This is a genomic window from Hydrogenophaga flava NBRC 102514, assembly GCF_001571145.1.
In the GTDB taxonomy this organism is placed as follows: Bacteria; Pseudomonadota; Gammaproteobacteria; order Burkholderiales; family Burkholderiaceae_C; genus Hydrogenophaga; species Hydrogenophaga flava.
Window position 1 is genome coordinate 174,574 of the sequence record NZ_BCTF01000003.1, and the last position, 11,837, is coordinate 186,410.

Consider the following 11,837-nt stretch of genomic DNA (forward strand, 5'->3'; position numbering starts at 1 on the left):
CCTCATGTCCCCGTTCAAGACCCTGTTCGTCACCGCCACCCTGATGTCCCTGGCCGCCTGCAGCACCAACACCGTTCAAGGCGTCAAGCAGGACGCCCACGTTGTCAAGGACAAAGCCATCGAGGTCAAGGACGTGGTGGTCGATAAGGCCATCGAGATCAAGGACAAGGCCGTCGAGGGCGGCAAGTCCGCCGGCCAGGCGGTCGGCTCCGGGCTGGAGAAAGCCGGCGAAGCCGTCAAGGGCGCGACCAACTGAACACCCACACCATGCAGACATTCACCATTCACCAGGGCCTCGTGGCCCCCATGGACCGCGAGAACGTCGATACCGACGCCATCATTCCCAAGCAGTTCCTCAAGTCGATCCGTAAGACGGGCTTTGGCCCCAACCTGTTCGACGAGTGGCGCTACCTGGACCAGCCGGGCGAACCCGGTGTGCCCGAAAGCGCGCGCAAGCCCAACCCGGACTTCGTGCTCAACCAGCCGCGGTACAAGGGCGCCTCGGTGCTGATCACGCGCCGCAACTTCGGCTGCGGCTCCAGCCGCGAACACGCGCCCTGGGCCATCGATCAGTACGGCTTTCGCGCCATCATCGCGCCCAGCTACGCCGACATCTTCTTCAACAACTGCTTCAAGAACGGCCTGCTGCCCATCGTGCTGAGCGAGGCGCAGGTGGACCAGCTGTTCAACGAAGTGTTTGCCTTCCCGGGCTACCAGCTGACCATCGACCTGGAGCGCCAGGTCATCGTCAAGCCGCAGGGCGAGGAGATCCCCTTCGAGGTCAACGCCTTCCGCAAGTACTGCCTGATCAACGGGCTGGACGACATCGGCCTGACGCTGCGCCACAAGGACAAGATCGAGGCGTTCGAGAAAGAGCGCCTGGCCACGAAACCGTGGCTCGCCCACGCGATGTGATTCACCCCAACTTCCACACACACAATGAAAATCGCAGTTCTCCCCGGTGACGGCATTGGCACCGAAATCGTCGCCGAAGCGGTCAAGGTCCTCGACGCGCTTGGCCTGAAATTCGAGATGGAATCGGCCCTGGTCGGCGGCGCCGCCTACGACGCGCACGGCCACCCGCTGCCCGAGTCCACGCTCAAGCTCGCCAAGGAAGCGGATGCCATCCTGTTCGGCGCCGTCGGTGACTGGAAGTACGACAAACTGGACCGTCCGCTGCGCCCCGAGCAGGCCATCCTGGGCTTGCGCAAGAACCTGGGCCTGTTCGCCAACTTCCGCCCCGCCATCTGCTACGAGCAACTGGTCGGCGCCTCCAGCCTCAAGCCCGAGCTGATCGCGGGCCTGGACATCCTGATCATTCGCGAGCTGACCGGCGACATCTACTTCGGTCAACCGCGCGGTCGCCGCGAGGCACCGGACGGCGAGTTCAAGGGCGCGCCCGAAGCCTTCGACACCATGCGCTATTCCAAGCCCGAGATCGAGCGCATCGCCCACGTCGCCTTCCAGGCTGCGCGCAAGCGCAACAAGAAGGTGACCTCGGTCGACAAGGCCAACGTGCTGGAGACCTTCCAGTTCTGGAAGGACACCATGATCGAGGTGCACGCCCAGTACCCCGACGTCGAGCTGCAGCACATGTACGTCGACAACGCGGCGATGCAGCTGGTCAAGGCGCCCAAGGCCTTTGACGTGGTGGTCACCGGCAACATGTTCGGCGACATCCTGTCCGATGAGGCCTCGATGCTGACCGGCTCGATCGGCATGCTGCCCTCGGCCTCGCTCAACAGCAAGAACCAGGGCCTGTACGAGCCCAGCCACGGCAGCGCGCCCGACATCGCGGGCAAGGGCATCGCCAACCCGCTGGCGACCATCCTGTCGGCCGCGATGATGCTGCGTTTCTCGCTCAACCAGGAAGAAGCCGCCCAGCGCATCGAAGCCGCCGTGCAGAAGGTGCTGGCCCAGGGCCTGCGCACCGGCGACATCTGGAGCGAGGGCACGACCAAGGTCGGCACCGTGCAGATGGGCGACGCGGTGGTGAAGGCGCTGGCCTCGTAACTCCCCCCTGCGCCGCTGCGCGGCTTCCCCCTCTCTGGCGCGCCTGCGGCGCTGGGAGGGGGGACGCACCCTGTGGCCCGGCGAAGCCGGTTCCACGGGTGCTCTTGATGCAGGCACGCGTTCCTCAAGGTCTTTGGCATGCGCCCACAATCGTGGCTTCCCCGTTTCACGCGCGCCCTGTGTCCACTCCCCTCTTCTCCTTCGACAACAGCTACGCGCTGATGGAGGGCATGTCCATGCCCTGGCAGCCGGCGGCGGTGCCGGCGCCGCGTTGGCTGCACCTGAACCGCAATCTGGCCGGCGAGCTCGGGCTCGATGCCGATGCGCTGGCGTCCGACGAGGGGCTGGCGGTGTTCGCGGGCAACCGCGTGCCCGAAGGCGCCACTCCGGTGGCGCAGGCTTACGCCGGCCACCAGTTCGGGGGCTTCTCGCCGCAGCTCGGTGACGGGCGCGCGCTGCTGCTAGGCGAGGTGCTGGACGCGCGGGGGCAGCGCCGCGACATCGCGTTCAAGGGCTCGGGCCGCACGCCGTTCTCGCGCGGCGGCGATGGCAAGGCCGCCGTGGGGCCGGTGCTGCGCGAGGTGCTGATCAGCGAGGCCATGCACGCGCTGGGCATCCCGACCACGCGTTCGCTGGCGGCGGTGGCCACCGGCGAAACCGTCCGCCGCGAGCGCCCGCTGCCCGGCGCCATCCTCACGCGCGTGGCGGCCAGCCACATCCGCGTCGGCAGCTTCCAGTTCTTCGCCGCGCGCAACGACACCGATCGCGTGCGGCAGCTGGCCGAGCACGCCATCGCCCGCCACGACCCGGCGCTGGTCGGTCGCGAGGACCGGTTCCTTGCCTTCTACGAGGCCGTGGTGCAGCGCCAGGCGAAGCTGGTCGCGCAGTGGATGTCGGTCGGCTTCATCCACGGCGTGATGAACACCGACAACATGACGGTCTCGGGCGAAACCATCGACTACGGGCCCTGCGCGTTCATGGAGGCCTACGACCCGCAGACCGTCTTCAGCTCCATCGACACCCACGGCCGCTACGCTTTTGGCAACCAGCCGGGCATCGCGCAGTGGAACCTCGCGCGGCTGGCCGAAACCCTGCTGCCGCTCTTCCACAGCGACGACGAGCAGGCCGTGGCCGCCGCCACCCGGGTGCTGGACGGTTTCGGCGAGCGCTTCTCGGCGCACTGGCTCAACCTGCACCGCCTCAAGCTGGGTCTGCGCAGCGACGGCGCCGACGACGAGGCCGACCGCACCCTGGTCAATGAGTTGCTGCAGCGCATGCACGAACACCGTGTCGACTTCACGCTGGGCTTTCGCCGCCTGTCGTCGGTGCTGCGCGGAGCGCCGCAGGAATGGCTCACGCTCTGGGGCGACGCGCACGCCGCCGCCGGCGAGTGGCTGGCGCACTGGCAGCGGCGTCTGACCGCGCAGGGTGAGCCGGCGGCGGAGGTGGCCGCGCGCATGGACGCCACCAACCCGCTGTTCATTCCACGCAACCACCTGGTCGAAAACGCGCTGGACGCTGCCTCCGAATCGGGCGACCTGCGCGTCTTCGAACACCTGCTGGCCATCGTGACCGACCCGTTCACCGAGCGCAGCGAACACGCCCCGGCCGCCCTGCCCGGCACGCCCGAACAGACGCAGGGCTACCGCACCTTCTGCGGCACCTGAGCCGGCGGCTGTCGAAAACGGCGGCCCTGTTTCGTCGTCGTTCCAAGGCCTGACCCGGCCTTGCCGTCCACCGACACCCCGACCAAGGAGAAACCCCATGAGCACCGGCACCGTCCGCTTCCACCGCGTCCTCAAGGCGCCGCCCGAGCGGATCTACCGCGCCTTCCTCGACCCCGACGCGATGGCCAAATTCCTGCCGCCGCACGGCTTCACCGGCCGCGTGCTGGAGATGGACGCGCGCGTCGGCGGCGTCTACCGCATGCAGTTCACCAATTTCAGCAATGGCCAGACGCACGCCTTCGGTGGCAAGTACCTGGAGCTGGTGCCCAACGAGAAGATCGTCAACACCGACCTGTTCGACGACCCCAACCTGCCCGGCCAGATGATCACCACCATCAGTCTCAAGGCCGTCTCCTGCGGCACCGAGCTGACGGCCGTGCAGGAGGGCATCCCCGCGGCAATTCCGGTCGAGATGTGTTACCTCGGCTGGCAGGAGACGCTGGCGCTGCTGGCCCAGCTGGTGGAGCCCGAGATACCGGGCTGAGGCCATCCTCCGGACGGGCGATGCGGGGTGCCGCGTCCGTTCCCAGAATGCAGGCGTCGGCCCGATCCGGTCCGACACCCGTTCTCAGGAGGACGCCCCATGACACCCCTTGCCCGCTGCCTGTCCCTGCTGCTCGCCGGCCTTGCGCTGGCGGGCTGTCGGGAGTCCGAAGCCCCCCTGGTGGCGCACTCGTCCACCGCCCAGCACAACGAGTACCGCAACGACCTGGCGGTGTGCGGACTCAACACGCACCCGATCGTGCCCATCACCACCACGGTCCGCTACGCCGAAGCCACCGTGATGGCGGGCTTCCGTTCCGACTACTTTCCCGGCGCCCAGCCCTTCCCCTGCAACCGGCTGATGGCCTACCGCTCTCAGGGCGTGATGCTGTTCCGGGGCACTGTGCCCGCCGGGGCTGCACTCAACACGGTGAACGCCTTGCTGGAAATCAGCAGCTTCGCACCGACGGCGCCGATCCGCGTCACCGAGGCCCGGCCCTTGTCCACGGGCTCCACCGGCACCTACTCCGGAGCCACCCGCGAAAGCTGCCGCTTCCGGGTCGCCAGCTACCCGCGCACGTCCTATGTGCCCGGCCCGACCAACTACGGCGGGCCGTGGATCACAACCACCGAGCTCGCCGACACCGGTACGCACCGCTTCTGGGTGCCGCTGCGGGAGCCCCAGATGGTCAACGTGACCGAGGAGTTCCGGCGCTCGGTGATCGGCGGCAGCGATGTGGTGATGCGCCTGGTCATCGAACCCGACGACATCGCCTTCGCCTCGGCCGCCAGCAACAACTGCTACGGGCAGTTCACGGTGCGTCTGCGGATCTTTGCGCCGGACGAGTGATGCCGCCGAGCGCGTGCACGCGCCGCTGTGCCTCGCTGTCGACCCGCAATGGCCCCTGCCCGCGGGCGCTGAGGTAGCGCTCGCTGAACAGCCCGAACCACGCATCCAGTGCGTCCGCCGCCGGGGCATCGCCGGCCAGGTCCAGGCACATGGCACCGATCTCGGCGGTGCAGAAATGGTGGTCCTGCGCCGAGCGGCGCAGCCGGTACTGCGAGCTGTGATCGGGGTGCAGCCCCATGACGGGCAAGTTCTGCAGGTAGGGACTCTTGCGGAACATCTTGCGCGCCTCGGACCAGGTGCCGTCCAGCAGCACGAACAGGGGGCGCCTGTTGTCGTCGGGCACTGGCGCCGACACCACACGCGAGGGCGCCGCGTACTCGGGCGGGAACACCACATGCGGCTGCCATTGCGGGTCGGTCAGCAACGCGTTCAGCGCCGGGTCGACCTCGGTGCGCGACCAGCCGAAGGCCCAGGTGTCGGGCACCACGTCGGCGATCAGCCAGCCGGTGTTGGTGGGTTTGAGCGCTTCGATGTCGCCCAGCAGCAGGCAGAAGCCCGCGTTCGAAGGCGCCACCGGCCGCAACGCGCAGATGCAGTGTGTGGGCGGCAGTCGGCAATTCGTGCAGCGCTGCAGGTTGGCACCCCGTGCCACAAAGGGCTTGCTGGAGGCGGCCAGGCGCAGGGCGCGCTGCCGCGCCACCGCGTGTGGCCCGGGAGGGGAAAAGGGTTCTTGGGTAACAGGGGACATCCGTCAAATGTATGCTCCCTGCGATGAACACCCTGACCTCCCTCGAAGCCCTGCGCACGCTCTACGACCCAGTGCGCGAGCGCTCGTCCAAGAAAGAGATTCCGCAGCTCGACGCGCACGCGCGCCGCTTCATCGGACTTTCGCCCTTCGTGGTGATCGGCAGCGGCGATGCCGCGCACGGCATGGACACCTCGCCCCGCGGCGGTGCGCCCGGCTTCGTGCACGCGCCGGATGCCCACACCCTGCTGATCCCAGACGCGCCGGGCAACAACCGGCTGGACACGCTGGAGAACATCGTGCGCGGCGGCGAGGGCGGCGCGCCCGTCGGGCTGCTGTTCATGATCCCCGGCATGGACGAAACCCTGCGCGTCAACGGCCGCGCCGTACTCAGCATCGATGCGGCTGACCTCGCCCTGTGTGCGGAGCCCGGCCGCAGCCCCAAGCTGGCGATCCGGGTCACCGTGCAGGCCTGTTACCTGCACTGCGCCAAGGCCCTGATGCGCTCGCACCTCTGGGACGCAGAGCACCACATCGACCGCGCCGCCCTGCCCAGCATGACCGAGATGATGCGCGACCAGATCCGCGAATTCCGCGGCGAGGAAATCGCCGCGGAAACGCAGGAGCAGATGCTCGAGCGCTACCGCCAGACGCTCTGACGGCGCTGCGGCCGCGCTTCAGGGCAGGAAATTCAGCCCCTCGGGCAGCGGCGGCACCAGCGGCACCTCGAACAGCGGACCGGGCCCGTCGGGGTCGATCACGAGGCTGCCGCCACTGCGGAAGAACTCCGCGATCTGCGTCTGCGCCAGCACCGCGATCGTCGGTCCCGCCGGGCTCGCCAGCCCGGTCAGGAAGGTGTGCGGGTTTTTCGGCACCGCCGGGTTCGCGGCGAAGGCCAGGTCGTTGCGGAAGTAGGTGGTCTGCGCCTGCAGGCCACCCGCGCGCACGATGGCAGTCGAGGTCGGGTTGGGCGCCGTCTGGTCGCCCTTGGCCATCTGCAGAATCACCGGCTTGGCCGCGCTGCCCGGCAGCGGCTGCTGGCGGACCAGGTGGGCGTAGGACACCGGGTTGCCCGCCTGCTGCACCCATTCCCAGCGGTCGATCACCTGCGCGATCTCCATCGCGCCCGGCACGTTGTTGACCACCGGCGGCAGGTCGCGCAGCGGCATGTTCTCGAAGAAGTTGAACGGCACCGGCAGGCTGGCCGACGGTGGCAGGTTCAACAGCTGCGGCACCCGGGTGGCCAGCGCCAGGCCGGTCAGACCGCGGAACGCGCCCAGCCGCGCCACCTCGGTAATCGAACCGCCCGGCACATTGGGCACACCCGCCTGGATGGACGGCTCGACGCCCAGCAGGATGGTGCCGTAGATGCCGCCGAAGGACTGGCCGGCGTAGTAGATGCGCTGGGCGTCGAGGTCGGTGCTGCCATCGCCCTCGACATCGATGCCTGCCTCCACCTGCCGCACCAGCTGCATCAGGTCGATAGCGGTCTGGCGCAGGCCATCGCGGCTGGAGATCGCAGTGCGCGGCGGCGCGGCGCTCGATCCCTCGGTGCTGTCGATGGCGCCGTTGCCGTCCTGGTCAAAGCCACGGCCACCGGCCGGCACCGACACCACACCGCCGGCGGTGGTCAGGTTGAGCACGCCGGCCGCGCCGCCGCCGTGGCCCACCACGTTGATCGACAGCGTCGCGATGCCGCGCGAGGCCAGCACAGACGCCACCGTCCACGGCGCGCCGAACATGCTGTCGGTGAAACCGTGGCCGAAGATGGCCACCGGCCAGCCGGCGGCGGGTTTCGCACCGGCAGGCACAAAAAGCTGGAACACCAGCTCGTTCGTACCCTGCGGTTGCGGCCGGCCCACCAGCGTCGGGGTCGCCGGGATGTACTGGCCAGCGGCCAGGTAGTTGGGCGACTGGTAGCGGCCGTAGGCGATCTGGCCGACGACATTCCCCGCCGCGAACAGCGCCGGCAGCGGCACGGCCTGCGGCGCCAGCGCACCCGGGGCGGCCCCGACCTGGCGCTGCAGGTCGACCGCGGCCACGCCGGTCAGCGGGAACACCGCGCGCACCGGCGCACCGCCCGCGCTGCCGATCATGAAGTCCACCGGCGCCGGGTTCGTTGCCTTGATGCGGCGCATCACCTTCACCAGCTCGCCGGTGGCGCTCTGCGTGGTGAAGACCGAGGCCGCCGCCACCGCCAGCCCGCGGCCCAGGCGCACCGCCGATGCCCCTTCGCGCATCTCGCGGTGGTGCTCCGCACGGTGGCGCCCGCCGCCCAGCGCGGCACCGGGCACAATGCGCCGGCCCCTGGCGTCGCGCACGCCGTTGGTCACCACCAGCACGTAGCGCGAGCGTTCGGCCAGCAGCTCGTCGGGCTCGAACACCAGCGTGCGCGTGGCCGGGTCCCACAGCACCTGGTTGATGCCCACCTTCTGGCCGAAGCCACGCAGGGTCTGCGTGTCGCCCAGGTTGTAGAGAAATACCGTCTCGCTGCTGACCGACGCCACGTCGATGTCGCCGGTGAACGGCACCGTGATGCGCGGCTGGGTCGAGAAGCCGTCGAGCGTGTTGATCACGTCGATGTCCTGGCAGTCGCTCACCCGCACCGCGCAGTCCGGCCGGGGCAGGTTGACGCGCCGGAAGGTCGCGTTGCCGAAGTCAACCACCGTGTGGCGGTTGCTCGGGAACGGGCCAGCCGTGTCGTCGTCGCGCACCGACACGGCCTGCGCCACGGCAGCCACGGGAATCAGCGCAATCGACAGGACGGCCGCGATCAGGCGGGCATGAAATGGCGTCATGGGAGTCTCCTGATGGTGACCGCCCAGGGCGCCGGGAGGTCTTGTTGTGAATTTGTGCACGCCGTTGTACGCCGCTGCACGGCCAAGTGCCAGCGCCCTCCGCGTTTTCCCTGAGCCCTGCGCACTGGTTTGCGTCGCGCAGGCGACGCAAACCACGCGGGCGCCAGAGTGGACCGGCACAGAAACCCTGCCGCCGTTGTATCCACAGGTAAAGCCCGCGGTCGCGGTGGTCAACTGCGTATGCTCGGCCATCTTCAACCCAGAGGAGAACCCCATGTCAGTGACTTCCCGACTCGCCCTCGCAGGCACCACAGCCGCCGTCTTTGCACTGTCCGGCTGCGGCCATTCCATGCACGGTCACCATGGTGGCATGCACGGCGCCATGAACCCCAACGCCCAGGCCACCGCACCAGCCAAGGTCACGGCCAGCACACCGGTGCTCACCAGCGGCTACAAAAAGGTCGAGGCACCGGCAGCGGCACGGCTGTACTTCGTCAACCTCACCGACGGCGCGACGGTGAGCAGCCCGGTGAAGGTCGTGTTCGGCCTAAGCGGCATGGGTGTGGCCCCGGCCGGCGTCGAGAAGGCAGGCACCGGTCACCACCACCTGCTGGTGAACGTGAACGAGTGGGACGCCAACGCCCCGCTGCCAGCCAACGACAACTTCCGTCATTTCGGTGCCGGCCAGACCGAGGTGTCGCTCGACCTCAAGCCGGGCCAGCACACCCTCCAGCTGGTGCTGGGCGACCAGAACCACATTCCCCACCACCCGGTCGTGATGAGCGACCGCATCACCATCACCGTCCGATGAACGACCTCAACCCCGTCATCGCCCTGCTCGGGCGCCGCCTTCGTCTCGCCGTGATCGGCGGCGGCCCGGGCTCCTTCATTGGTCCCATCCACCGCATGGCGGCCCGCCTGGACGACCGCTACGACATCGTGGCCGGCGTGCTCTCGTCCGATCCGCAGCGCTCGGTGGCCTCCGGCCTGGCCATGGGTCTGGCCCCGGACCGCTGCCACCCCGACCTGGCCTCCTTGCTGGCGGCCGAATCGCAGGGTCCGGACGGCATCGACGCGGTGGCGGTCATGACGCCCAACGACGGCCACTTTCCCGCCGCGATGGCCGCGCTGGACCACGGCTTCGACGTCATCTGCGACAAGCCCATGACCAACACCCTGGCCGAGGCGCAGACCCTGTTCGAGAAGGTTCAAGCCAGTGGCCGCGTGTTCTGCCTGACCCACAACTACAGCGGTTACCCGATGGTGCGCCAGGCGCGCGCCATGGTGGCCGAGGGCCAGCTCGGCGAGATCCGCCTGGTGCAGGTGGAGTACGTGCAGGGCGGTCGAGCCAAGCCCGGCCCCGGCCGCGTGGCCTGGAAGGCCGACCCGGCGCGCGGCGGCCCTTCGCTGGTGATGGGTGACATCGGCACCCACGCCCACCAGCTGCTGCGCTTCATCAGCGGGCTGGAGGTCGGCGAGGTGGCGGCCGAGCTGGGCTGCGTGGTGCCCGAGCGCAGCGCGCACGACTACGCCGGTGTGCTGCTGCGCATGGCGGGCGGTGCCCGCGGCAGCTTCTGGGTCACCCAGGCCGCCGCAGGGGTCGAGAACGGCCTGCGCATCCGCGTCAGCGGCTCGCTCGGCTCGCTCGAATGGCAGCAGGAACATCCGCAGGTGCTGGACTTCAAGCCGCTGGACGCCCCCGCCCAGCGCCTGACGCCGCGCGGCCCGGGCGCCCTGCCGCTGGCCCTGCGCGGCACCCGCGTGGCCGCCGGACACCCCGAGGGCTTCCCCGAGGCCTTCGCCAACCTCTACTCGGACGCGGCCGAAGCCATCGCGGCGCGGCGCGCCGGCCAGAGCCCCGACCCGCTGGCCCTGCACTTTCCCAACGCGCACGACGGCTGGATGGGCATGCGCTTTGTCGACGCGGTGATCCGCTCGGCGCAGGCCGGCGGTGCCTGGACGGCGGCATGACGCGACCCACGCACTCCCGCCGCCAGGTGCTGGGCACCCTGGCCGCCATGGGCCTGGGGGTGCTGACCGCGGCCCGCGCGGACACTGCAAGCCAGCCGCCCAGCGACTGGCCGCAGGCATCGCCCGTGCCCGGCGGCGTGGCCCGGCTGGCCCTCGGCCCGGCCACGAACCGGCCCCAGGCCTGGGCCGGCGACGCGCCCTTGCTGGTGGTCGGCGACTCGGCGGGCTGGACCGCGCTGGTCGGCATACCGCTGTCGGCCGCGCTCGGGGACGCACAGATCGAGGTTGAGACTGGTGGGAGCCGGCGCACCATGCCCTACCGGATCGGCCCCAAGGCCTACGCCGAGCAGCGCCTGACGGTGGCCCCGCGCGCGGTCGACCTCTCGCCCGAGAACCTGGCGCGACACGAGCGTGAACGCATCCACCAGCAGGCCGTCATCGCCCGCTTCACCGAACCGGTGCCGCCCGATCTGCGCATGCTGGCGCCGGTGGACGGGCGCCGCTCCAGCTCGTTCGGGCTGCGTCGCGTGTTCAACGGACAGGCGCGACAGCCCCACAGCGGCATGGACATCGCAGCCGCGACCGGAACACCGGTGCGGACCCCACTGGCGGCCCGGGTGGCCGACACGGGCGACTACTTCTTCAACGGCCAGACCGTCTGGCTGGACCACGGCGGGGGTCTGCTTTCCATGCTGTGCCACCTCAGCCGCATCAATGTGCGGGTCGGCGACGTGCTGGCGGCCGGCCAGAACCTGGGGGCGGTGGGCGCCACCGGCCGCGTCACCGGCCCCCACCTGCACTGGAGCGTGCTGCTCAACCAGACCGCGGTGGACCCGGCGTTGTTTATTCACGCTTGATCCCGTTTTTTGGGGCGGGGAACGGCGGCGGGCCGGGGTGCCGCGGGCACAATGCGCGCTCCCCCTTTTGCCCGAATGTCCGCCCCGGAGGCCCCGCGTACCGTTTGCCGCTCGCCATCACCGTCCTCATCGCCCTGGCGGCGTGCTCATCGACCAAGCGGCAATGGCAGAAGGAAGGCGTGAACGCGTTCGACACCGCCAACGTGGAGTCGGAGTGCAAGTTCCAGACTGGACTGGCCAAGATCAAGGGCGACCAGGCCGAGGAGCTGGTCCGCCACTGCATGCAGGCGAAGGGTTTCCGGCTGAATTGACCCACCCCCGCGCCGCCTGCGGCGTCACCCCCTCAAGGGGGCGATGCCAGCGGCCCGGCGGAGCCGGTTCCGCGGCATCTCT

13 protein-coding genes are annotated in these 11,837 nt (G+C 69.5%); 11 read left to right on the top strand and 2 right to left on the bottom strand.

Translation table 11 applies throughout. The annotated features are described in order from the left end of the window. The first annotated feature begins 4 nt into the window (after positions 1 to 4). The 6 genes from HFL01S_RS04180 to HFL01S_RS04205 all read left to right on the top strand — a co-directional run bounded on the left by HFL01S_RS04180 (position 5) and on the right by HFL01S_RS04205 (position 5,073). Entirely contained in the window at positions 5 to 256 is a 252-nt protein-coding gene (locus HFL01S_RS04180; RefSeq protein ID WP_066255097.1) for a hypothetical protein, read from the top strand. Positions 257 to 267: 11 nt separating this feature from the next. Next, positions 268 to 915 (top strand): 3-isopropylmalate dehydratase small subunit, encoded by a 648-nt coding sequence (gene leuD, locus HFL01S_RS04185; RefSeq protein WP_066255099.1) that lies wholly within the window; start codon positions 268 to 270, stop codon positions 913 to 915. 24 nt (positions 916 to 939) lie between these two features. Next, a complete protein-coding gene (leuB, locus tag HFL01S_RS04190; protein ID WP_066255102.1) occupies positions 940 to 2,013 on the top strand; it encodes a 3-isopropylmalate dehydrogenase in 1,074 nt (357 codons plus the stop codon). Positions 2,014 to 2,192: 179 nt separating this feature from the next. Then, the gene (locus tag HFL01S_RS04195) at positions 2,193 to 3,680 is read left to right on the top strand and encodes a protein adenylyltransferase SelO (protein ID WP_066255105.1); all 1,488 of its coding nucleotides are present in this window, start codon (positions 2,193 to 2,195) and stop codon (positions 3,678 to 3,680) included. Between the two features lie 97 nt (positions 3,681 to 3,777). After that, positions 3,778 to 4,224, top strand: coding sequence for an SRPBCC family protein (locus HFL01S_RS04200; protein ID WP_066255107.1), 447 nt, complete (start codon positions 3,778 to 3,780; stop codon positions 4,222 to 4,224). Positions 4,225 to 4,323: 99 nt separating this feature from the next. Then, positions 4,324 to 5,073: a hypothetical protein gene (locus tag HFL01S_RS04205; protein ID WP_066255109.1), complete on the top strand. Its 750-nt coding sequence runs from the start codon at positions 4,324 to 4,326 to the stop codon at positions 5,071 to 5,073. Here the strand turns inward: HFL01S_RS04205 and HFL01S_RS04210 are convergent. After that, complete coding sequence (locus HFL01S_RS04210) at positions 5,036 to 5,821, bottom strand: tRNA-uridine aminocarboxypropyltransferase (RefSeq protein ID WP_066255112.1); 786 nt, start codon at positions 5,819 to 5,821, stop codon at positions 5,036 to 5,038. The two genes, HFL01S_RS04205 and HFL01S_RS04210, sit on opposite strands and share 38 nt — an antisense overlap. Before the next feature lie 23 nt (positions 5,822 to 5,844). On the opposite strand from HFL01S_RS04210, the gene HFL01S_RS04215 reads away from it, so the two are divergent. Next, entirely contained in the window at positions 5,845 to 6,477 is a 633-nt protein-coding gene (locus tag HFL01S_RS04215; RefSeq protein ID WP_066255115.1) for an MSMEG_1061 family FMN-dependent PPOX-type flavoprotein, read from the top strand. An 18-nt stretch (positions 6,478 to 6,495) separates the two neighbouring features. Here the strand turns inward: HFL01S_RS04215 and HFL01S_RS04220 are convergent, their stop codons facing one another. Continuing rightward, positions 6,496 to 8,616, bottom strand: coding sequence for an Ig-like domain-containing protein (locus HFL01S_RS04220; protein WP_066255118.1), 2,121 nt, complete (start codon positions 8,614 to 8,616; stop codon positions 6,496 to 6,498). Positions 8,617 to 8,890: 274 nt separating this feature from the next. Here HFL01S_RS04220 and HFL01S_RS04225 point away from each other — a divergent pair, with 274 nt between their 5' ends. The 4 genes from HFL01S_RS04225 to HFL01S_RS25885 all read left to right on the top strand — a co-directional run bounded on the left by HFL01S_RS04225 (position 8,891) and on the right by HFL01S_RS25885 (position 11,755). Then, positions 8,891 to 9,427: a DUF4399 domain-containing protein gene (locus HFL01S_RS04225; RefSeq protein WP_218008594.1), complete on the top strand. Its 537-nt coding sequence runs from the start codon at positions 8,891 to 8,893 to the stop codon at positions 9,425 to 9,427. Continuing rightward, positions 9,424 to 10,587 carry a Gfo/Idh/MocA family protein gene (locus tag HFL01S_RS04230; protein ID WP_066255122.1) on the top strand — a complete coding sequence of 388 codons (1,164 nt, stop codon included), beginning with the start codon at positions 9,424 to 9,426 and terminating at the stop codon, positions 10,585 to 10,587. The genes HFL01S_RS04225 and HFL01S_RS04230 overlap by 4 nt, the downstream gene beginning before the upstream one ends. Then, entirely contained in the window at positions 10,584 to 11,444 is an 861-nt protein-coding gene (locus HFL01S_RS04235) for a peptidoglycan DD-metalloendopeptidase family protein (protein ID WP_066255125.1), read from the top strand. The genes HFL01S_RS04230 and HFL01S_RS04235 overlap by 4 nt, the downstream gene beginning before the upstream one ends. 179 nt (positions 11,445 to 11,623) lie before the next feature. Continuing rightward, positions 11,624 to 11,755, top strand: a complete 132-nt coding sequence (locus HFL01S_RS25885; protein ID WP_281179894.1) for a hypothetical protein — start codon at positions 11,624 to 11,626, stop codon at positions 11,753 to 11,755. Positions 11,756 to 11,837 lie beyond the last annotated feature (82 nt).

Bases quoted from the DNA above. Each gene is read 5' to 3' on its own strand.
- HFL01S_RS04180 (WP_066255097.1), top strand. From the start codon at position 5: ATGTCCCCGTTCAAGACCCTGTTCGTCACCGCCACCCTGATGTCCCTG.
- leuD (WP_066255099.1), top strand. From the start codon at position 268: ATGCAGACATTCACCATTCACCAGGGCCTCGTGGCCCCCATGGACCGC.
- leuB (WP_066255102.1), top strand. From the start codon at position 940: ATGAAAATCGCAGTTCTCCCCGGTGACGGCATTGGCACCGAAATCGTC.
- HFL01S_RS04200 (WP_066255107.1), top strand. From the start codon at position 3,778: ATGAGCACCGGCACCGTCCGCTTCCACCGCGTCCTCAAGGCGCCGCCC.
- HFL01S_RS04205 (WP_066255109.1), top strand. From the start codon at position 4,324: ATGACACCCCTTGCCCGCTGCCTGTCCCTGCTGCTCGCCGGCCTTGCG.
- HFL01S_RS04210 (WP_066255112.1), bottom strand. From the start codon at position 5,821: ATGTCCCCTGTTACCCAAGAACCCTTTTCCCCTCCCGGGCCACACGCG.
- HFL01S_RS04215 (WP_066255115.1), top strand. From the start codon at position 5,845: ATGAACACCCTGACCTCCCTCGAAGCCCTGCGCACGCTCTACGACCCA.
- HFL01S_RS04220 (WP_066255118.1), bottom strand. From the start codon at position 8,616: ATGACGCCATTTCATGCCCGCCTGATCGCGGCCGTCCTGTCGATTGCG.
- HFL01S_RS04225 (WP_218008594.1), top strand. From the start codon at position 8,891: ATGTCAGTGACTTCCCGACTCGCCCTCGCAGGCACCACAGCCGCCGTC.
- HFL01S_RS04230 (WP_066255122.1), top strand. From the start codon at position 9,424: ATGAACGACCTCAACCCCGTCATCGCCCTGCTCGGGCGCCGCCTTCGT.
- HFL01S_RS04235 (WP_066255125.1), top strand. From the start codon at position 10,584: ATGACGCGACCCACGCACTCCCGCCGCCAGGTGCTGGGCACCCTGGCC.